Genomic DNA, 20,131 nt, shown 5'->3' on the forward strand with positions numbered 1-20,131 from the left:
CTACCACGGCGCACATGAATACCAATAAAGGGAGCCTCGGCTCCCTTGTCAGTGATTATTGCTCTTTGCTGTCGTCCATCAGGGCGTCCAGCTTGCGGTCGGCTTCGGCCGCGGCGTCATCCATGGCCTGCTCCATTTCTGCCGCCTGTTCGCTGACGGTGTCCTTGAGGCTGTCGGCAGCTTCATCCAGCTGCTCGCCCATTTTTTCCATGGTGCCCTGTTCTTCCATACCCAGAGCTTCTTGTGTTTCGTCAGCCATTTCCTGGCTCTGCTCCTGCACATTTTCGATGGCTTCATCCATCTTTTCGCCAGCCTGCTCGGCGCCGCCCTTGTTATCACAGGCGGCCATGCCAAAAGCGGTCACAGAGGTCAATAACAACACATTAAGCCATGATTTCTTCATCTTCTGCTCCTCGCTGGGGATAGTTGGCGGCCGGAGCCGCTATTTTGTTTTACCTTACTAGTAATAGCGCAGACACCGGGGAAACAACAGTAGGTCAAGGATTTAAAAATACCGGGCTATTTTAAAATAGGCATATAAATCAATTATTAATGGATGATTGCGAATCAGGTTGACGCAGGTCTCGCGGCAGATGGTGGTGACAATATGACGAGGGTTGTCATTTGTTGCTCCGAAAAGAAGCGACACCGGGATTGAAAAGGCCGCAACCGGTGGCTGCGGCCTGCCTGTCAGGGCTCCAGGGTGTGTTCCAGTATTTCATCCAGACGTTCCTGCGCTTCCTGCGCTTCCTGCGCTTCCTGCGCTTCCTGCGAGGCCTCCTGTACGGTCTCCTCGATCTGCGCTTTCTGCTGCTCGATCACTTCAGGCTCCGGCTGGCTGTCCGCTGTCTCGGTGGCATGCTGCGAAGGTGGCGCAGATGGCACGGTATTATTCACCACCTCATCGATGTTATCGCCGATATCACTCGCCGGACCTTCCGGCTCACAGCCGGTCAGGCCGAGCAGGGCGGACAGGAATACGGCGGGAAGAAAGGTTCGCATTGCAAGGCTCCTTGAACAAGTTGGTGTTGGCCGTAATGGCTTGCCAAAAAAACAGGGCACCAATTATGGTGCCCATGATGATGATTTCAAGGTCTGCCGCCGCAGGCAAATAGCCGCACGGGCGTGTTATTTACGGCGCCAGCGGGTGCCCTCGGGGCCGTCTTCCAGCACGATGCCCATGGCGGTGAGGCTGTCCCGTGCCGCGTCGGCGGCGGCCCAGTCCTTGTTCTTGCGGGCATCCAGACGTGCCTGGATCAGACGCTCGATTTCGGCCACCTCGTCATCGGCGCCGGCATCGCCGCGCAGAAAGGTCTCGGGATCCTGCTGCAGCAGGCCCAGCACCCCTGCCAGTTCGCGCAGTCGACCGGCCAGCCCGGCGGCGGTGGCGTCGTCCTTGCCCTTGAGTCGGTTGATTTCACGAGTCAGATCAAACAGCACCGAGTAGGCTTCGGGCGTATTGAAGTCGTCGTTCATGGCGGTCTTGAAGCGAGTCACAAACTCCTCGCCACCCGCCGCCTCGATCACCGGCAGTCCGCGCAGGGCGGTATAGAAGCGCTCCAGCGCGGTGCGGGCCTTGTTCAGGTTGTCGTCCGAGTAGTTGAGCTGGCTGCGATAGTGGCCGGAGAGCAGGAAATAACGGATGGTTTCGCCGTCAAAATGCCCCAGCACGTCGCGGATGGTGAAGAAGTTGCCCAATGACTTGGACATTTTTTCCTGATCCACCATCACCATGCCCGAATGCATCCAGGTGTTGACATAGGGGCTGTGGTTGGCACAGCAGCTCTGGGCAATTTCGTTTTCGTGGTGCGGAAACTGCAGATCCGAGCCGCCGCCGTGAATGTCGAAATGCTTGCCCAGGTGCTTGCCGTTCATGGCCGAACATTCGATGTGCCAGCCGGGACGACCCGGACCCCAGGGAGATTCCCAGCTCGGCTCGCCGGGCTTGGACTGCTTCCACAGCACGAAATCGAGCGGGCTGCGCTTGGCCAGCTCCACCTCGACCCGGGCGCCGGCCTGCAATTGATCCAGATTCTGGCCCGACAACTTGCCGTAGTCGTTGAAGCTGCTCACTTCAAACAGCACGTCACCGTTATCGGCCACATAGGCATGGCCGTCTTCGAGCAGGGTCTGCACCATGCTAATGATTTCGGGAATGTGCTGGGTGGCCTTGGGCTCGATGTCGGGACGGGCGATATGCAGGGCGTCGAAGTCGCGGTACATGTCGGCGGTGAGCCGCTCGGTCAGGGCGTCACAGCTTTCACCGTTTTCGGCCGCACGTTTGATGATTTTGTCGTCGATGTCGGTGATGTTACGCACAAACGTCAGGTCGTAACCCTGGTAGCGCAGGTAGCGGGTAACCACGTCGAAGGCGACGAAGGTACGGCCATGGCCGATATGGCAGAGATCGTAAATGGTGACACCACAGACGTACATGCCGACCTTGCCGGGTACCAGAGGGATGAATTCTTCTTTTTGTCGGGTCAGGGAGTTGTAGATTTTTAGCATGATTCCACGTCTTGGTGAGGAGTATTAGTCGATACGTATTGAACCTTTAATGGCCATTCGGTGCAAGCCTTGCGACCCTGGGGGTTCGCTAAAGCGGCCGCTTGCGTTAAAATCGGACCCTGAACCTACTTATCTGGATAATTATCATGGTCACACTGCACACTACTTATGGCGACATCACCCTGAACCTGTTCGCCGACAAGGCCCCGGAGACCGTGGCCAATTTCCTGCAATACTGCCGCGATGGCCACTACGACAACACCCTGTTTCACCGCGTCATCGACGGTTTCATGATCCAGGGCGGCGGTTACGGCCCCGGTTTTGAAGAAAAGGAAACCCGTGCTCCGGTCAAGAATGAAGCCGACAACGGTCTGTCCAACAAGGTCGGTACCGTCGCCATGGCACGTACCATGGAGCCGCACTCCGCCACCGCCCAGTTCTTTATCAACGTCAACGACAACGACTTCCTGAACTTCAAGTCCGCCACCAGCCAGGGCTACGGCTACTGTGTGTTCGGTGAAGTGGTTGAAGGCATGGACGTGGTCAACAAGCTGAAGGGTGTGGCCACCGGTACCCGTGGTTACATGCATCAGGACGTGCCGGTAGACGACGTGCTGATCACCGGCGTGACCGTCAGCGAATAAGTCTTTTGTCTGGCGAACATCGTCATGAATAAAAAATGCCCGCCCTTGAGCGGGCATTTTTAACCCTTTTTAAAATCATGAGCCTGCCCTTGAACCAGACCACTCTCTTTATTGCAGATTTGCACCTGAGCGCCGGGCGCCCGGACATTACTGCCGCCTTTCTGCGCTTCATGCGGGAGGAAGCGAACCAGGCCGAGGCGCTGTATGTGCTGGGAGACCTGTTCGAGTTCTCCATCGGTGACGACGAACCGAGCGAGCTGAACGACCAGGTAGCGGCGGCGTTCCGGGCCTGCGGCGAGCAGGGCACGCCGGTGTATTTCATTCACGGCAACCGGGATTTCATGGTCGGTCGCCGCTTTGCCCGCGAAGCCGGCATGACGCTGCTGCCCGAGCATCAGGTCATTGACCTCTACGGCGAGCCGACCCTGATCATGCACGGCGATACCCTTTGCATCGACGATGCCGGTTATCAGCGCTATCGCCGCATCACCCGCTGGCGCTGGCTGCAATGGCTGTTTCTGCGGTTGCCACTCAGCCGGCGGATGCGGATTGCCGACGGCATTCGTGGCAAAAGCGCCGAATCCAAGGAAAACAAGGTGATGCAGGTGATGGATGTGAATCAGGCCGAGGTCGAGCGCCAAATGCAGCATTATCAGGTGCGTTCGCTCATTCACGGCCATACCCACAGACCCGCCATTCATCAGCTCTGTATCGAGGACGAGCCCGCCCGGCGCATCGTGCTGGGTGATTGGTACACTCAGGGCAGCGTACTGGTGGTCACCCCCAAAGGGGTGGAATTGCAGAGCAGAATCCTGCCGGCAGGCTGAGGAGCCACAATGCGTATTCTGGTGGTGGAAGACAATCCGGATATTCTGGTGAATATCGTCGATTACCTGACCCTGAAACACTGCGTGGTGGATGCCATGTACAACGGGGCCGCCGCACTGAATCAGCTCCGGCAACAGGAATATGATCTGCTGGTGCTGGATTTATCCCTGCCGGGAATGGATGGCCTGGCGCTGTGCCGGCAGTTGCGTGCCGAACAGAATCCGCTGCCGGTGGTGATGCTGACCGCGCGGGATACCCTGGACGACAAACTCGGCGGTTTCGAGGTGGGAGCCGACGATTATCTGGTGAAACCCTTCGCCTTGCCCGAGTTGTGGTCGCGTATTCAGGCGGTACTCAAACGCAGCCAGAAACAACAGGTGCGGCGGTTGCAGGTGGCGGAGCTGAGCCTGGATCTCGACCTCCGTCAGGCCAGCCGTGGCGGACAATTGCTCAGCCTCAATCCCAAGTGCCTGAAGCTGCTCGAGATACTGATGCGCCATTCACCCCATGTGGTGAGCCGTGAGACCCTGATCGCCGAGCTGTGGGCCGATGATCCGCCCGACAGCGATGGCCTCAAATCCCACATTTATCTGTTGCGCAGCCAGCTGGACAAGCCCTTCGACAGTGCCTTGCTGCACACCGTGCACGGCCTGGGTTACCGGCTGGTGGCCGGGGACGACTAAGATGCCGATGACCATCAAATCCCGGCTGCAACTGGCGTTGAACCTGGTGATAGTGGCCATCAGCTCTCTGGCGGCGGTGGGCATGGTGCTGCTGATCTTCTGGTTTGAAGACACCCTGTTTTACAACCACCTGCAAAGCGATCTGAGTGACCAGATCCGTAACCATCAGGCGGTCACCACACCGCTGGTATTGCCGATGACCGATACCACCTATTACAAGCTGCCCAGGGCCGATCAGCAGCGGTTGCCGGAGGCGTTTCGCGGTTATCCCCAGGGCGGGCACGAGGTGCTGCTGCCCGGCAAGGCCTATAACCTGTTCGTGCGTCATGACGGCGGCTGGATCCATGTGCTGGTGCAGGATCAGAGCGAGTTCGAGCGTTACGAGCTGATGGTGTTGGCCGGGGTCAGCCTCGGCGTTCTGCTGGTGTGGGGGCTGGGCTTCATCTTGTCCCGGCGTTTGAGCCGGCAGATCTTGCAGCCGGTGTCGCGACTCGCCGCCGAGGTGGCCACCTTGCCGCAACAGCCCGGCCGCCGACTCGAGATGAACTACCCGGCGGATGAAACCGGCCGGCTGGCGCGCAGCTTCGACCGTTATGTGCTGCGGGTGAATGAGTTGCTGCTCAGGGAGCAGCAGTTTTCTGCCAACGCCAGCCATGAGCTGCGTACCCCCATGATGGTCATTCGGGGGGCGGTCGACATGCTGAAGGAAAGCGAGCCGCATGCGGCCGGGCTGCGCCAGTTGCAGCGAATCGACGGTGCCCTGCAGCAGATGCAGCAGCAGACGGAGTTGTTTTTACAGCTGTCCCGCACTCCCGACTCGCTGTCCGGCAAAGATGACGAGCAACCGCTGACGGACATCGCCGCCCGGCAACTGGCCCACTGGCAACCGCTGGCCGAGGCCAGGGGGCTGGCGTTGCAGCTTGAAGACAACGGCGAAGTGGGGCAGCGCCCGGCGACCATGATGATAGCGGTGCTGAACAACCTGCTGCGCAATGCCATGCAGCACACCGCCGAGGGTGAAATCCGTGTTCGGCTGGATGCGCATTATCTGCAGGTATCCGATACCGGCAGCGGCATTGCCGCCGGTGTGCAGGACCGGGTACGCACCCGTGGGGTCAGCGAAGCCAACCCCGCCGGTTTCGGGCTGGGGCTGGCCATCGTCGAGCGCATCTGCGAGCACCAGGCTGGCGGCTGGCAATCGAGGCCAATGCGCCCGCCGGCACCCGGGTGACGGTTTATTTTGACGCGGTCTGATTCAGTGCCAGCCGGCCCTGGCCTCGGCAGTCATTGAACAGATCCATTTCCGGCCGGTAGAGCTCGGTCGAGATGTCCATCAAGCCGAGAATGGAGTCAAACAGGTTGTCGTGCGAATAGGCGTTGGTATTGGCCGCTTGTCCCAGACATTGTTCATCCAGCTGTTTGTCGGCCACAAAGGCGTCGGAAAACCAGGTCAGCATGGGCACGTGGGTCTGCTCTGTGGGGGCCAGCGAATAGGGCATGCCATGCAGATACAGGCCCGACTCACCCAGCGACTCCCCATGATCCGACACATACAGCATCCCCGTGCTCAAGTCCTGCCGTTGCTGCAGTAACTTGATCACCTCACTCATGATGTAATCGGAATAATACAGGGTGTTGTCATAGGTATTGTTCAGCTGGCGGGCGTCGCAATTCTGGATGTCGCTGCGCTGGCAATCCGGCTGAAAGTGGGAAAATTCGGCGGGGTAGCGTTTGTAATAGGTCGGACCGTGGCTGCCCACCATGTGCAGCACCATGATGTTGTTTTGCCCGCTGAGCTGGTCGAGCTGGGCGCGTAGTCCGTCCAGCAGCACCTGATCCTGGCAGTAGTCACCGTCACAGACCGGATTGGTGGCATCGGGTTTGAACTCGATGGTCTTGATGTGGCCGCAGACGCCTTTACAGCCGCCGTCGTTTTCCAACCACAGGGTGTTGACGCCGGCCCGCTGCACGATATCCATCAGGTTATCCTGATTGGCAGCCTGGGTGTCGGAAAAATCCCGGTGCGACAGGCGCGAGAACATGCAGGGCACCGACACCGCGGTGGCGGTACCGCAAGAAGACACCTGCTCAAAATAGGTGACCCCCAGTGGCTGGGTAAAGGCATTGGTGTCGCGCTCGTAGCCGCCGAGTTGAAAATTGTCGGCCCGGGCGGTCTCGCCCACCATCAGCACCAGCAGATGTTTGCGGCCGTCTTGCGCCTGAGCGGTCAGCGTGGCGTCTTCCCCCAGCGTCCGGTAGGGAATGTCTTCCTTGAAGTATTTCTCGTTTACATAGCCATAAAGGCTGTGGGAGAAGTGGGTTGGAATGATCATCTTGTCGAGATAGTGATTGTTGCGCCCGACCGAGGCGTAGTCCTTGTAGTAAAACGCGGCGACGAGCAGGATCACCACGATCGACACCGTGACGGAAGCGAACTTCATCCCCAGCTCACGAACGACGGTGCTGCGCCGAATGTTCAGCTTCAGGATGAGCGCCGCCGGCAGAAGGCCGGTCAGCACAAACCAGAGCACGGCGGTGAGGTTGAGATAGGATTTGGCCTCGCCGCTGTTGGTTTCCAGGATATTGACGATCATGTCCCGGTCCACAATGGTGCCGTAGTTGTACATGGCATAATTCAGCAGGGATGACACCAGAATAAACAACACCAGTACCGGTTTTTCGCCACGAAAAACGGTGAGCAGGCTGAAAATGACGTTGAAGCAGGCGACGAAAAACAAGGGGATGGTGAGCAGGAAGCCGAGACGAACCTGCTCCAGGCTGCCGATAATGGTAACCAGTCTGGTCAGCAGAGCCACATTCAGCACCAGAAAAAAGTAGCAGGAGACCAAAAAGACCAGGCGGGTCGGTGTCAGTGACAGCCCGGTTTTTGATGATATTTGCCTGGGTGTCGGCTTGTTTGATGACTCGGTTAATGAGGCCATGGGCGGCTCCCTGTTAGAGGTAAAATGATGACGATTACCCCATGCTATGCCCGACCAGGTAAAAAAAAGGTCAAATCCGGCCGCCGTTTTTCGACCTTTTTTTCACCGGGCCCGAAGCATGATGAGACCCTTGCTGGCTGGCGCAGGACGCTTCGACATATAATCGACGGCCTCGTGAAGGCTGACCAGCCGAAACAAACCACACCAACAAAATGGAACTGCTCTTATGAAACCAGGAAAAACAGGACTGGCGCGTATCATTGCCGCCGGTGGCTATTCGTTGCAGGGGCTGAAGAGTGCCTATCGGCATGAAGCGGCCTTTCGTCAGGAATGCTGGCTGGTGGCGGTGTTGCTGCCGGTGGCGCTGATCTGGCACCCGGGAGTGGTGGAAACCCTGTTGCTGATTGGCAGCCTGATGCTGATACCGATAGTGGAGCTGCTCAACTCGGCGCTGGAGGCGGTGGTGGATCGCATCGGCCCCGAGCATCACGAGCTGTCGGGCCGGGCCAAGGACATGGGCTCGGCGGCGGTGCTGCTGACCATGCTGCTGATGGGGCTGGTCTGGGGGCTGGTGTGGCTCGATACGGTGTTTTTATTCCGGTGACACCCATCGGCGCTTAACATACCATTAACGTTGTTAATGGCAGGATTTAAATTATTCATTTCTGTTATGACGAGGCCGAACTTAGTATCAGGTCATGCGCCAGGTCCGGTTGTTTCAGCGGCGCAGTCAACCCTGTTACTGTCATAGAGGAAGGAAGCCTTATCATGCAAATGCCACAGACCCTGAATATTCCCAACGGCGAAAAAGTCCGGGGCATGTTTTCCAACGAAGAAATGACCTCACGTCAGTCCAGACTGCGCGGCTACATGGCCGCTCACGATGTCGATGCCGTGCTGTTTACTTCTTATCACAACATCAACTATTTCAGTGACTTCGTCTATTGCCGCTTCGGCCGTGACTACGGCCTGGCCGTGACCCAGCACATTCACACCACCATTACCGCCAACATCGACGGTGGCCAGCCTTACCGTCGCAACGCCCTGGGCGACAACCTGGTGTATACCGACTGGCAGAAAGACAACTTCTTCCATGCGGTCAAGTCGCTGATCGGCGGTGCCCGGCGCGTGGGCGTGGAATTCGACCACCTGAGCCTGCAAAACCTGGACAAGCTGAAGGCCGCCTTGCCGGACGCCGAATTCGTCGACATCGGCGTGCCCACCATGAAGATGCGCATGATCAAGTCGGCGGAAGAAATCGCGCTGATCAAGCAGGGTGCCCGGGTCGCCGATGTGGGTGGTGCCGCCATTCGTGACGCCATCGGCGTGGGCGTGCCGGAATACGAAGTGGCGCTGGCCGGTACCCAGGCCATGGTGCGCGAAATTGCTAAAACCTTCCCCCATGGCGAGCTGATGGACACCTGGGTCTGGTTCCAGTCCGGTATCAACACCGACGGCGCCCACAACCCGGTCACCAGCCGCAAGATTGAAGCCGGCGACATTCTGAGCCTGAACACCTTCCCGATGATCGGCGGCTACTACACGGCGCTGGAACGTACCCTGTTCAGCGAGCATGTTTCCGACCGTCACCTGGAGTTGTGGGAGCTCAACTGCAAGGTACACCGTCGTGGTCTGGAACTGATCAAGGCCGGTACTCGCTGCTGCGACATCGCCCACGAGCTGAACGAAATTTTCGCCGAGCAGGATGCGCTGCAGTACCGCACTTTTGGCTACGGTCATTCCTTCGGTACCCTCAGTCACTACTACGGTCGTGAAGCGGGTCTGGAGCTGCGTGAAGATATCGAAACGGTACTGGAGCCGGGCATGGTGGTCTCCATGGAGCCGATGATCATGCTGCCGGAAGGCATGCCGGGTGCCGGTGGTTATCGTGAACACGACATTCTGGTGATCAGCGACAGCGGCGTGGAAAACATCACCCGCTTCCCGTTCGGGCCCGAGCACAACATCATTAAAGGCTAAGGAAAAAGCCCATCTCTCATCAGATGGGCTTTTAACTTTGAAGGTATATCGTTATTTTTGGTTGAAAATGAGGTGGGGAATTAAAATTTATATACGATATAGAAATACAGCATAAATCATTATGCTGATATATCTAAAAACAGGGAAAGGCCTATTGAATGTCACTTCTAAGGATAAGGAGTAGAAAGTTATGGTTCTTAATGAAGGCCCTTTAAAGGGTATAAATCCCCATATAATGTTTATATCTCTAGCTATTACAGTGGCACTGGTTGTATTCGCACTTGCTTTTCCTAGTCAATCATCACTGATGGTTGACCAGGTAAGAACCGTGATTACGATAGCAGCCAATTTCTGGTATATCTCGCTGGCGGCATTCTTTCTGGCCTTTTGTATTTGGATCGGATTCAGCAAATACGGGAAAATACGGCTTGGGCGAGACGATGATAAGCCCGAGTTTGGATACTTTGCCTGGTTCGCCATGGTTTATGCGGCGGGTCAGGGTATTGGTATCATCTTCTGGTCGATAGCCGAGCCAATGTTTCACTTCTCCAGTGGTTCGCCATTTTCTACAGATGTGACTAATGAGGCTGCTGCAACTTCTGCAATTGCCATTTCATTTTTCCACTGGGGTTTGAATGCCTGGGCTATATATTGTGTAGTTGGGCTGTCTTTAGCCTTTGTCTGCTACAGATTAGATAAACCACTCAGTATTCGATATACCTTGTACCCCTTGTTTGGTGAAAAAGTGACCGGGAAATGGGGGGTGTTAATCGATGTTATCGCTGTTTTTGCAACCTTGTTTGGTATCGCTACTTCATTGGGTATGGGAGCGCAGCAGATCAATGCCGGCTTGTCCGAGGTATGGGGTATCCCCCAAAGTTCCTCTGTTCAGCTGATTTTGATCGTTGTTATCACCCTGTGCGCCCTGATCTCGGTGCTTACCGGTCTGAAAAAAGGCGTGAAATATCTTTCGATAGGAAACATGTGGCTGACCATTGTCTTGTTGCTGTTTTTCTTCCTGTTCGGCCCCACCCTTTACATTGTAAAAACCTTCTTTAGCGGCACTTTTGAATACATCATGCAGTTCTTCAACTTCAACGTTTTCGTCGAAAGTTCATCCAGCAGGGTAGGTGATGAAGATGCAAGCTGGAAAAGTATGTGGCAAGGCTGGTGGACCGTATTCTATTGGGGCTGGTGGATGTCCTGGGCTCCTTTCGTTGGTGTTTTTGTGGCGAGAGTATCCAGAGGCCGGACTATTCGAGAATTTATATGGGGTGTAGTAGGTGTATCCTCGCTTCTGTCATTTGTGTGGATAGCAGCTTATGGTGGCACAGCCTTATACCTTGACTTATTTAAAGATGCAGGCATAGCCGCAGTCGTCAGCAGTGATGTTTCCAAGGCACTGTATGCCACCTTTGCCGGTATGGATCTCGGTTATCTGTCAACAGGCGCCATGATTGTCGGTACCATTCTGGTAGCCACCTACTTCATAACATCATCCGATTCGGGTACATTGGTGTTGACAACCATCATGAGCGAAGGTTGTGAAAGTCCTTTGAATCGACACAGAATAATATGGGGTGTCATGCAAGGTGTTGTTGCTTCTGTTTTGTTGGTCGTCGGAGGAGATGCTGCTCTTAGTTCATTACAAACGGCTTCAATCGCCGCAGCATTGCCCTTCTCAGTCATCATGTTGCTGATGTGCTGTTCGCTATACAAAGGTGTCAGGGATGAGTTAAAAATCATGGCTGAACGCCCGGTTTATAAAGCGTCATTATCAGATTAATAGAGGTATAGTGTATGGTTAATTTAGAACTGATGGATTGGCAAACCTACGCAGAAAAAACGAAAGAGGGTCATGCCATCATTATGTTGCCAATTGGAGCTATTGAGCAACACGGGCCTCATATGTCAATGAATCCCGACGTTTTGATCCCCAAGGCAATATCGGAGGGAGTGGCAAGGAATTCCGACTCCATTCTGGTCGCACCACCTATCTCTTATGGATACAAGTCCCAGGTTAAGTCAGGGGGAGGTAACTTCTTCCCTGGAACAACCTGCATCAATGGCAAGACGATGATCGATACCGTAAAGGATGTCATTGTCGCTTATGCCAAACATGGAAACAGAAAGTTTGTTCTGGTGAATGGTCACTTTGAAAACTCGATGTTTCTGGTCGAAGGCATAGAGCTGGGACTAGAACATCTGAGACACGAAGGCATCGATGCCCAGGTCATGTTGCTGTCATATTGGGACTACGTGACTCAGGAAACCATTGAGAAAGTGTTCCCAGATGGTTTTACCGGCTGGGATGTCGAGCATGGTGGGGTTCTTGAAACTTCCCTAATGCTGTACTTGCATCCCGACTGTGTGAATATGGATAAAGTGGTTCATCACGAGCCGGCAACCTTTCCTCCATATGATATATTCCCGGCAGATCAGAGCTGGGTGCCTTGTACGGGTACCTTGTCATCGGCAAAAAATGCCACTCGAGAGTATGGCGAATTGTTGTTCAATGTTTGCGTCGATGGTATTTATCAGTCTATTACTGAAAGGTTTAGTTAATTAATGAAAGGCAAGCCAAATCCATGGCTTGCCTTTATTTTATGATATTAGAGAGCATGTTATGGATGTTTCAATTTCTGATATTTCAACGTCATCTCTTCCAGAAGGTACAGAGATAACGGTCAAGGGATGGGTGAGGACAAGGCGAGATTCAAAATCTGGCGTTTCTTTTATTCATTTATCAGATGGCTCCTGTTTTAATTCGTTACAGATAGTTGTTCCTGATGAAATATCTAATTATCAATCTGAAGTTATTAAAGTAACGGCTGGATGTTCAATTATTGCACGTGGGTGTCTTGTTCAATCCAAAGGAAGTGGGCAGAGTGTTGAACTGAGGGCAAGAGAGGTACATGTTGTAGGCTGGGTCAAAGATCCCGAGACATATCCCATGTCTTCAAAAAGACATAGCATGGAATATTTACGTGAACATGCCCATCTCAGGCCTCGCACCAATATAATAGGAAGCATGACTCGGGTTCGTAATTGCATATCTCAAGCTATTCACCGATTTTTCAACGAACAGGGTTTTTTGTGGGTTTCAACACCCATTATCACCGCATCCGACTGCGAAGGTGCGGGAGAGATGTTCCGTGTTTCAACTCTTGACCCTAATAATATCCCTTTGGATTCCAATGGTCATGTAGATTTTAAAGAAGACTTTTTTGGAAAAGAAACCTTTTTGACCGTCTCGGGGCAGTTGAATACTGAAACATATGCTTGCGCCTTGAGCAAGGTTTATACTTTCGGTCCTACTTTTCGAGCGGAAAACTCTAATACCAGCCGTCACCTGGCCGAGTTTTGGATGGTAGAACCTGAAATTGCCTTTGCGGATCTTGAGCAAAGTGCTCAACTTGCAGAGTCATTGCTTAAATATATTTGCAAGGCAGTCCTTATCGAGCGGCAAGATGACATGAGTTTTTTTGTCAAGCATATTGACAGTAATGCAATCTCCCGATTGGAGAGGCTGATAAATATGGATTTTATCACTGTTGATTACGCAGAGGCTGTTGATATACTAATTGACTCCGGTAAGAAGTTTGAGTTTCCTGTCTATTGGGGAGTGGATCTTTCTTCCGAGCATGAGCGCTATCTGACTGAGATCCATTTTAATTCTCCCGTTATAGTCATTAACTATCCCAAAGAAATAAAAGCTTTCTATATGAAAGTGAATGATGATGGAAAAACAGTCGCAGCCATGGATGTATTGGCACCAGGTATAGGCGAAATAATAGGGGGGTCACAACGCGAACACAGGATAGATGTTCTTGACGAAAGAATTGTTGAGGCGGGGATGAATCCAAAAGATTACGGTTGGTACAGGGAACTCAGGACATATGGTACTGTACCTCATTCCGGGTTTGGACTCGGACTTGAAAGAATGGTTGCCTACGTAACAGGTATAAGCAACGTGCGAGATGTGATTCCTTTCCCCAGAACACCGAAAAATGCAAGTTTCTGATGATGATTTAGCCATTTTTTATCAGGGCCAATGTCAGGTATACAGAGTCCTATGACTTTTAACAACGCCCATACGGTGTCGAGTGCTGCGTCTCACGATCTGCGTACCGCGCTGTTCCCCAACAGCGGCGCCAGCAGCAGTCGTGTCCTGTGGATCAACCGCAGCTGGGTGGCCATTCTTGGTTTCGTCGGCTTCCTGATGATGCTGTACGCGCCGCCCTTCATGCTGTCCTGGCTGGGCATTCTGGGCTCCGGCACCCTGCTGGCGGTGATGATAGGCCCGGTGTTTATCTCTTCTTTCTGGCAGGGGAATGCCTGGGGCGCGCTGGCGGCCATGTTTACCGGTCTGTTGACCAGCGGCAGTTTCCTGCTGTTCACCGATGTGGGCTGGGTGGAAGGGCCGCTCTATGGTTGCCTGGCCTCGTCCGTCATCTATGTGGCGGTGAGCAAGCTGACTCAGGGAGCGGCGTCTTCCGCCGTGGCACGGAGCTGCTGATATCACCACCTGGCAGAATAAAAGTGACGGAGCCTTCCGTTATGCTGGTCAGTTGAGGAGTTATTGACCGGTTCTGTATCGCTGACATCATCCGATGACCACGGGTCATCGGATGATTTATGTAATGCGACCAGGTACTTGCTGCCATTCATCAGTTCACGCCAGAAGCACGATCTGCCTCTGGGTGAACGATGTCAGCTATACGCCCACAGCGCATGAGGTCGGGTTCAGGAGGCGCCAAAGTCGATGTTGGCAAACTGTTCCATTAACCAGCTCTGAAAGGTTGCAACAGGGGGATGTTGCATCTTGTTGTTATCAGTGGCCACGCTGTACCAGGTGCAGCGAATGGCCCGGTTATCAAGCCTGACCAGCGAGCCTGATTCGATTTCTTTTCTGCAAATGATGTTGTCCGCCAATATGATTCCTTCGCCGTCCACTGCCGCATCGATGGCCAGCGACAAGTCGGAATATACCTTGCCTTTCTCCCACTCTCTACGCTCCGGAAGATACTTCGAAAACCACTGCTGCCAGGTCTGTCTTCCGCTGTCGTGGAGCAGTGGCAGGTCGTAGAAGAGGGCAACAGCATCTGCATACACTATTTTTTTGTAAAGCTCGGGTGAGCAGGCAGGAAAGCCATCAATCGGAAACCATCGCTGCTGAGAGGTTGAGTTGGCGGGAATTCGCTCCTCGAAATGAATGACAATGCTGGAAGATGGATCTCCTGTCACCAGAGGGGTCCAGACCGGTTTGAGATCAACCTCGATTCTTGGGTACTCGCCGCAGAACTCTGTAATTTTCCTTCTTAGCCACCGTGATGCAATGGCCGGCTCGGCACACACGGTGACCGTTCCCGTCTGGTTCTGATGAAGCAGACTCTCACATGCATCTCTCAGGATCTGGAATCCATTTGCTACCTGGGGCATCAGCATACGACCGTCGTCACTGAGCTCGATACGATTGCCGTATCTGACGAAAAGCTTGGTACCAAACCAGAGTTCGAGGTTCTTGATGTGCTGACTGACAACACTGTGGCTGACGTTGAGTTCCTGTGCGGCCTTGGCAAAGCTGCAGTGCCTGGCTGCGGCTTCGAAGGCTCGTAGCGAATTCAAGTGTCTAAGGGAGCTGTTCATCGGCTCAGCATAGTTAAAACCTTCGCTGAGAGCAAGATCTATCTAATTTTCAGCTGCCTTCAGTGTGACTAAGATATGACAACAGCAATGAGGAATACGCTCATAGAGGCAAACGTAAATAAGAGTAGATAGCACTTGTGTTGCACAAGTGACTTTTCTTGAAAGCATTAATTTTGAAGGTTTTATTAATGATGAGGTGCAGCTTGATATCGCACCTCACTATGTTTCACGTTTACATAACCGTCGCAGTATATAGGGATTGACATAAAAATGACTACTACCAAGAAACGTAATCTTATTGAAGGTCGTGCGGCATTGATTGTTATAGATATTCAGGGCAGCACTTTCGTAGAGAAAGAAGTCAGATCTATTGCCCATATGCCTGATTACGACAAACGTATGGCAAGAACCAGAGTGGCCATCGACAAGGCGCGTGAGTGTGATATTCCCGTTATTTTCATTCAGGAAATTCACCGGGCTAACCTGGTTGATATGGGAAGAGAGCTGGATGGCAGTGAAGATGTACATTGTCTGGACAATAACCCGGAAACCGAGTTGGCAAAAGAGGTGCTTGGTTTTCAACCAGATGATTACCATATTCAGAAACGACGTTACTCGGCATTTTTTGGTACCGATTTCGAAATTCTGCTACGCGGGTTGAAGGTCGACACCTTGATCCTGACCGGTGGGCTGACAGATGTATGCGTTCACTATACATTCGTCGATGGGCACCAGTCGGATTACTTTTGTCGCGTGATTGAGGATTGTGTTGCCGGCTCGAGTATCGAGGCACACAATGCATCCCTAAATGCCATGGAGTATCTGCAAACAGGAGCGATACGTTCACTGGATGAAGTCCTTCAGTCGATGGATCTCACATGTCGATCCGATATCGCCGTAAATGGTTAAGGTTAATTACATTTCAAGGTTTGATAACTCAAGGGGATAGTGCGAATACGTATTGAGTGCGACAGTAACACGCGGTGAGTTTGTCCAGCAATAAGGTGCGTCGCTCGGAAGTCTATTCTGAAGCCAGAGTTTCATTTGGCTTCAATCCAGGCTCGCACCTGAATTAATGATGTATATGCTGATAATGTATGAATCAAGCCACTGTTGTTGAGCTGGTGATGGTATGTGTCGGCAGTATCTGACTGTGTTTATATAGTTCAGGCATGCCGACAACGACAATCGCTGCCGGGTCAATAAGCAGGTCTAAAAAGACAAGGATCAGAGAGATGGAACTAGAAAAAGAATCATATGGTGCAAGTGTGGATATATTCGATTCCACAGGAACTGCCAATCAACCAATGTCAAAAGCCAGACTACTTCGCTTTATCATTCCATCTTTGATGGGCGTCATGATGTTTATGACGCCGGTTGTTATAAATGGCAGTTTGATGATCCCCATTGTTTACCTTATAGAGTTAATTAATGGTTTTATTAAACCTTATATGTTGGAAGTGTCGGTTGCAGTTGCTGTTATTCCGTCAATATTAACCGCCGTTGTCAGCTTTAACTCGCGACTTAAAGCAATAGATAACCGTTTTCTTCAACTGTTAAACCCCGGTATGAAGTGGACGATAATACGTTTGCTTGGTGCCGCAACCATGTTGCTGGTTTATTTTCAAGTTGGTCCCGAATGGATATGGGACAGGGATACTGGCGGGGTACTGCTGTATGATGTGGCACCTGTGGTTCTGGCTATGTTTTTTGTCAGCTCGGTACTGCTTCCGCTCTTGACTGATTATGGCCTGATGGAGTTTATCAGTGTGCTGGTGCATAAGATTTTCAGTCGTATTTTCGGCTTGCCGGGTCGTGCCGCCATCGATTGCCTGACTTCATGGTTATCCGATTCTACAGTGGGTGTCATCCTGACGACCCAGCAGTATCGCAATGGGTATTATACCAAACGTGAAGCTGCCGTTATTGCGAGCAGTTATTCCATTGTCTCTATTGCTTTTTCATATATTGTACTGAAGTTCGTCAGTATGGAGCATGTGTTTTTTTCCTGGTACTTTTCGGTAGCGGTATCAGGTGTTGTATGCGCCATGATAGTCCCCCGACTGATACCACTTAAAAATGTACCCAATACCTATTTCTCCAACAGGAGCAATGCGTCACAGGGATCTAGCCAAGGGGAGAATGAAAGTCACTTGAGGTGGGCGGTTCGGCGGGGAGTGGAGCGTGCAGACAGGGCCGAATCTCCAGCCAGGCAGGTCATGAACGGTATCCATGCCGCAACCGATGTGGCCATTACTATTTATCCGGCCATGATGCTCCTGGGTGTTATCGGACTGTCGATAATAAAATATACAACCGTGATACAGTTTTTGGCGACACCGCTGGTGCCATATCTCGAGCTGCTGCAACTGCCGGAAGCTTCTGTGGCAGCCACAGCCATTATGACAGGGTTCATCGACTTATTAATGCCGGTAATACTGGCCGAAGATATCGAGAGTGAGTTGACACGGTTTGTTATTGCGGGTGTCGCGGTAAATGGAATTATCTATCTGACTGAAGTGGCAATTATTATCCTGAAAGCAAATATTGGTCTTAATATTCTCCATCTGTTTGCGATTTGGCTTATCAGATTGATTATTTCTCTGCCGGTCATGACTGCGCTTGGTCATCTGTTTGTTGTTTGAGTTCTGCGCCGGAATTATTCTGGCTGAGTGAGATTTAATGTTTTTTGAAATGGTTCCTGGTTAAGATCGGGTCTGCACCAATAGTCCCTCGCATACCATATCTGGTATGCGAGGGGGAGTTCCGATTGAACCGATGCGCTCATTTAAAATAAATTCGCTATAAATAATTAATCTTGTTTTAGGAAGCTTCGACGATGACTAACAACAGAAACCTTAATGCTGCCTTGCTAGCGTTGGTGTCTACGGCAGTGTTAAGCTTCAGTGATAATTTTGTCTCAATGGTATCGGCAGAAGCTGGACTTTGGCAGTTCAACCTGATCAGGTCGTGTTTCGCCATTCCTGTTCTTCTTGTCTTGGCAAGTTTTTTTAATCTGTCATTACGAGTGGTGGATTTAAAAATGACGGTGTTACGTAGCCTGGCCGTGTCTACGGGGCTGCTTATCTATTTTGCTGCTTTGGGTTTTTTACCGGTAGCACAAGCTGGGGCTGGATTATTCAGCTCACCAATTTGGGTCCTTATTTTTTCTGCCGTTGTATTCGGCACCAAGATCAGGTTTCGCCAAGTCATTATTATTTCAATCGGTTTCGCGGGTGCACTAATGTTGTTGCAGCCAGATATGACCGATCTGTCGGTGCTGTCTGTTCTTCCGCTGACAGCAGGGGCTTTTTATGGCCTGGGCATGCTGGCAACCCGGCACTGGTGTGCGGAAGAGTCTGCGCTCACATTGGCCGTGGGAGTGTTTGTCACCCTGGGAGTCATCAGCTTTATCATGCTGACTGTTTTTACAATTTGGCCGGTGGCGGGAGGAAGCGAGAATTTTCTGCTCAGTGGCTGGAACAGGCCTACACCTATGTATTTGCTGCTGACCCTGGGCCAGGCGATTTGTTCGGTTATCGCTGTTTCCTTGATTACGCAGGCCTACCGTATAGGTGATGCTGCTCAGGTTTCTGTTTTTGAGTATTCTTTTTTAGTATTTGCAGCTCTGTGGACCTTTATTATCTGGGGGCAAGAGACAAACATATTAGCCATTTTAGGTATTGTTGTAATATTTATTTCCGGCGCTGCCGTCTCATTTATGAGCGGAGCCTCTATTAGAAACCCGTCAAATTAATTGGAGTTTTTATGATGTATCGTTCTCCTTCCAAACTTGCTATGGTACCTTTTGTCAGTGTCGAAAATATGATGAATATCATAAGAGACATTGGAGTTGAAACACTGCTGCTTGAACTCTCTCATTATATTGAGGAAGACTTCAAGAGGTGGGAGCAGTTTGACCGCACTCCTCGGGTCGCTTCCCACTCGGATGTTGGCGTGATCGAATTGATGCCGACAGCGGATAGTGAAATATATTCTTTTAAATATGTGAATGGGCACCCCAAGAACCAGGCAGAAGGATTTCAAACAGTGACAGCCTTTGGGGTGCTGTCCAATGTTAACAACGGCTACCCGGTCCTGCTGTCAGAAATGACCATATTGACAGCATTGCGCACGGCAGCAACATCTGCACTGATGGCGAAGTATCTGGCGCCTAAATCATCGAAAGTCATGGGCATGATAGGTAATGGTGCCCAGTGTGAGTTTCAGGCGCTGGCATTTAAGAAAATATGCGGTGTAGAGACAGTAAAGCTTTATGATATTGATCCTGCTGCCACCGAAAAAGCAGCCACCAATCTTAGAGACCTGGGGCTGAATGTTATTCCCTGCTCAACGGCAAAGGCTGCCGTCGAAGGTGTGGACATTATTACCACTTGTACGGCGGATAAAAGATATGCAACTATCCTGACCGATGACATGGTCCCGGCGGGTGTCCATGTGAATGCCATCGGGGGAGATTGCCCGGGAAAAACGGAGCTGCAGAAAGAGATATTGCAGCGTTCGGATATCTTTGTTGAGTACACGCCTCAAACCCGAATAGAAGGTGATATTCAGCAACTTGATAAAAATCACCCGGTAACCGAGATGTGGCAAGTCATCACCGGGCAGGCCGAAGGAAGGCAGACAGCCGATCAGATTACCGTCTTTGACGGTGTCGGGTTTGCCACCGAGGATTTCTCTGCCTTGCGTTATATAAGAGCGCAGTTGGAACGCACCGGGCATTATGTTGAGCTTGATTTTCTGGCCGACCCGGTGGATACACGTAATCTCTTCGGCATGGTCCAGAAATATACAGGTTAACCTTGTTTCTGATTAATGCGGTGTTTCCGGCTCCGATGTGCTCAACCATGACAGGGTAGGCTCGACCCGCCCGAAG

The 20,131-nt window shown here is 52.1% G+C and carries 19 protein-coding genes; 14 read left to right on the top strand and 5 right to left on the bottom strand.

The annotated features are described in order from the left end of the window. Nucleotides 1-55: 55 nt before the first annotated feature. The 3 genes from BFR47_RS13725 to cysS all read right to left on the bottom strand — a co-directional run bounded on the left by BFR47_RS13725 (nt 56) and on the right by cysS (nt 2,508). Complete coding sequence (locus BFR47_RS13725) at nt 56-403, bottom strand: hypothetical protein (protein ID WP_071473591.1); 348 nt, start codon at nt 401-403, stop codon at nt 56-58. A gap of 287 nt (nt 404-690) precedes the next feature. After that, complete coding sequence (locus BFR47_RS13730) at nt 691-1,002, bottom strand: hypothetical protein (RefSeq protein WP_071473592.1); 312 nt, start codon at nt 1,000-1,002, stop codon at nt 691-693. Nucleotides 1,003-1,128: 126 nt separating this feature from the next. Then, nucleotides 1,129-2,508 (bottom strand): cysteine--tRNA ligase, encoded by a 1,380-nt coding sequence (gene cysS, locus BFR47_RS13735; RefSeq protein ID WP_071473593.1) that lies wholly within the window; start codon nt 2,506-2,508, stop codon nt 1,129-1,131. Nucleotides 2,509-2,654: 146 nt separating this feature from the next. On the opposite strand from cysS, the gene BFR47_RS13740 reads away from it, so the two are divergent. The 4 genes from BFR47_RS13740 (at nt 2,655) to BFR47_RS13755 (ending at nt 5,894) form a co-directional block, all read left to right on the top strand. Next, nucleotides 2,655-3,152 (top strand): peptidylprolyl isomerase, encoded by a 498-nt coding sequence (locus BFR47_RS13740; RefSeq protein ID WP_071473594.1) that lies wholly within the window; start codon nt 2,655-2,657, stop codon nt 3,150-3,152. 89 nt (nt 3,153-3,241) lie between these two features. Next, nucleotides 3,242-3,979 (top strand): UDP-2,3-diacylglucosamine diphosphatase, encoded by a 738-nt coding sequence (gene lpxH, locus BFR47_RS13745; RefSeq protein WP_245748933.1) that lies wholly within the window; start codon nt 3,242-3,244, stop codon nt 3,977-3,979. Nucleotides 3,980-3,988: 9 nt separating this feature from the next. Further along, a complete protein-coding gene (locus tag BFR47_RS13750) occupies nt 3,989-4,663 on the top strand; it encodes a response regulator transcription factor (protein WP_071473595.1) in 675 nt (224 codons plus the stop codon). A gap of 1 nt (nt 4,664) precedes the next feature. Beyond that, entirely contained in the window at nt 4,665-5,894 is a 1,230-nt protein-coding gene (locus tag BFR47_RS13755; protein ID WP_071473596.1) for a sensor histidine kinase, read from the top strand. Between the two features lie 4 nt (nt 5,895-5,898). On the opposite strand, the gene BFR47_RS13760 is transcribed toward BFR47_RS13755, so the two are convergent. Then, on the bottom strand, nt 5,899-7,605 hold the full coding sequence (locus BFR47_RS13760) for a phosphoethanolamine transferase (protein ID WP_083399157.1): 1,707 nt from the start codon (nt 7,603-7,605) through the stop codon (nt 5,899-5,901). 226 nt (nt 7,606-7,831) lie between these two features. Here BFR47_RS13760 and BFR47_RS13765 point away from each other — a divergent pair, with 226 nt between their 5' ends. The 6 genes from BFR47_RS13765 (at nt 7,832) to BFR47_RS13790 (ending at nt 14,104) form a co-directional block, all read left to right on the top strand. Then, nucleotides 7,832-8,209 carry a diacylglycerol kinase gene (locus tag BFR47_RS13765; RefSeq protein WP_071473597.1) on the top strand — a complete coding sequence of 126 codons (378 nt, stop codon included), beginning with the start codon at nt 7,832-7,834 and terminating at the stop codon, nt 8,207-8,209. Nucleotides 8,210-8,373: 164 nt separating this feature from the next. After that, nucleotides 8,374-9,585, top strand: coding sequence for a M24 family metallopeptidase (locus BFR47_RS13770; RefSeq protein WP_071473598.1), 1,212 nt, complete (start codon nt 8,374-8,376; stop codon nt 9,583-9,585). 190 nt (nt 9,586-9,775) lie between these two features. After that, the gene (locus BFR47_RS13775) at nt 9,776-11,371 is read left to right on the top strand and encodes a BCCT family transporter (protein ID WP_071473599.1); all 1,596 of its coding nucleotides are present in this window, start codon (nt 9,776-9,778) and stop codon (nt 11,369-11,371) included. A gap of 14 nt (nt 11,372-11,385) precedes the next feature. After that, complete coding sequence (locus BFR47_RS13780) at nt 11,386-12,150, top strand: creatininase (RefSeq protein ID WP_071473600.1); 765 nt, start codon at nt 11,386-11,388, stop codon at nt 12,148-12,150. 61 nt (nt 12,151-12,211) lie between these two features. Beyond that, a complete protein-coding gene (asnS, locus tag BFR47_RS13785; RefSeq protein ID WP_071473601.1) occupies nt 12,212-13,609 on the top strand; it encodes an asparagine--tRNA ligase in 1,398 nt (465 codons plus the stop codon). Between the two features lie 51 nt (nt 13,610-13,660). Further along, nucleotides 13,661-14,104, top strand: coding sequence for an SLC5/6 family protein (locus BFR47_RS13790; protein ID WP_071473602.1), 444 nt, complete (start codon nt 13,661-13,663; stop codon nt 14,102-14,104). A 227-nt stretch (nt 14,105-14,331) separates the two neighbouring features. On the opposite strand, the gene BFR47_RS13795 is transcribed toward BFR47_RS13790, so the two are convergent. Beyond that, nucleotides 14,332-15,234 carry a LysR family transcriptional regulator gene (locus BFR47_RS13795; protein WP_071473603.1) on the bottom strand — a complete coding sequence of 301 codons (903 nt, stop codon included), beginning with the start codon at nt 15,232-15,234 and terminating at the stop codon, nt 14,332-14,334. Nucleotides 15,235-15,504: 270 nt separating this feature from the next. Between BFR47_RS13795 and BFR47_RS13800 the strand changes: the two genes are divergently transcribed. The 4 genes from BFR47_RS13800 to BFR47_RS13815 all read left to right on the top strand — a co-directional run bounded on the left by BFR47_RS13800 (nt 15,505) and on the right by BFR47_RS13815 (nt 20,055). Beyond that, complete coding sequence (locus tag BFR47_RS13800; RefSeq protein ID WP_071473604.1) at nt 15,505-16,143, top strand: cysteine hydrolase family protein; 639 nt, start codon at nt 15,505-15,507, stop codon at nt 16,141-16,143. A 326-nt stretch (nt 16,144-16,469) separates the two neighbouring features. Beyond that, a complete protein-coding gene (locus BFR47_RS13805; RefSeq protein WP_083399158.1) occupies nt 16,470-17,879 on the top strand; it encodes a YjiH family protein in 1,410 nt (469 codons plus the stop codon). Between the two features lie 194 nt (nt 17,880-18,073). Beyond that, a complete protein-coding gene (locus BFR47_RS13810) occupies nt 18,074-18,991 on the top strand; it encodes a DMT family transporter (protein ID WP_071473605.1) in 918 nt (305 codons plus the stop codon). Nucleotides 18,992-19,002: 11 nt separating this feature from the next. Beyond that, nucleotides 19,003-20,055, top strand: a complete 1,053-nt coding sequence (locus tag BFR47_RS13815; protein WP_071473606.1) for an ornithine cyclodeaminase — start codon at nt 19,003-19,005, stop codon at nt 20,053-20,055. The last annotated feature ends 76 nt before the right edge of the window (nt 20,056-20,131 follow it).

This window comes from Oceanisphaera psychrotolerans (assembly GCF_001870485.1).
Lineage (GTDB): Bacteria > Pseudomonadota > Gammaproteobacteria > Enterobacterales > Aeromonadaceae > Oceanimonas > Oceanimonas psychrotolerans.

Bases quoted from the DNA above. Each gene is read 5' to 3' on its own strand.
- BFR47_RS13725 (WP_071473591.1), bottom strand. From the start codon at position 403: ATGAAGAAATCATGGCTTAATGTGTTGTTATTGACCTCTGTGACCGCT.
- BFR47_RS13730 (WP_071473592.1), bottom strand. From the start codon at position 1,002: ATGCGAACCTTTCTTCCCGCCGTATTCCTGTCCGCCCTGCTCGGCCTG.
- cysS (WP_071473593.1), bottom strand. From the start codon at position 2,508: ATGCTAAAAATCTACAACTCCCTGACCCGACAAAAAGAAGAATTCATC.
- BFR47_RS13740 (WP_071473594.1), top strand. From the start codon at position 2,655: ATGGTCACACTGCACACTACTTATGGCGACATCACCCTGAACCTGTTC.
- BFR47_RS13750 (WP_071473595.1), top strand. From the start codon at position 3,989: ATGCGTATTCTGGTGGTGGAAGACAATCCGGATATTCTGGTGAATATC.
- BFR47_RS13755 (WP_071473596.1), top strand. From the start codon at position 4,665: ATGCCGATGACCATCAAATCCCGGCTGCAACTGGCGTTGAACCTGGTG.
- BFR47_RS13760 (WP_083399157.1), bottom strand. From the start codon at position 7,605: ATGGCCTCATTAACCGAGTCATCAAACAAGCCGACACCCAGGCAAATA.
- BFR47_RS13765 (WP_071473597.1), top strand. From the start codon at position 7,832: ATGAAACCAGGAAAAACAGGACTGGCGCGTATCATTGCCGCCGGTGGC.
- BFR47_RS13770 (WP_071473598.1), top strand. From the start codon at position 8,374: ATGCAAATGCCACAGACCCTGAATATTCCCAACGGCGAAAAAGTCCGG.
- BFR47_RS13775 (WP_071473599.1), top strand. From the start codon at position 9,776: ATGGTTCTTAATGAAGGCCCTTTAAAGGGTATAAATCCCCATATAATG.
- BFR47_RS13780 (WP_071473600.1), top strand. From the start codon at position 11,386: ATGGTTAATTTAGAACTGATGGATTGGCAAACCTACGCAGAAAAAACG.
- asnS (WP_071473601.1), top strand. From the start codon at position 12,212: ATGGATGTTTCAATTTCTGATATTTCAACGTCATCTCTTCCAGAAGGT.
- BFR47_RS13790 (WP_071473602.1), top strand. From the start codon at position 13,661: ATGACTTTTAACAACGCCCATACGGTGTCGAGTGCTGCGTCTCACGAT.
- BFR47_RS13795 (WP_071473603.1), bottom strand. From the start codon at position 15,234: ATGAACAGCTCCCTTAGACACTTGAATTCGCTACGAGCCTTCGAAGCC.
- BFR47_RS13800 (WP_071473604.1), top strand. From the start codon at position 15,505: ATGACTACTACCAAGAAACGTAATCTTATTGAAGGTCGTGCGGCATTG.
- BFR47_RS13805 (WP_083399158.1), top strand. From the start codon at position 16,470: ATGGAACTAGAAAAAGAATCATATGGTGCAAGTGTGGATATATTCGAT.
- BFR47_RS13810 (WP_071473605.1), top strand. From the start codon at position 18,074: ATGACTAACAACAGAAACCTTAATGCTGCCTTGCTAGCGTTGGTGTCT.
- BFR47_RS13815 (WP_071473606.1), top strand. From the start codon at position 19,003: ATGATGTATCGTTCTCCTTCCAAACTTGCTATGGTACCTTTTGTCAGT.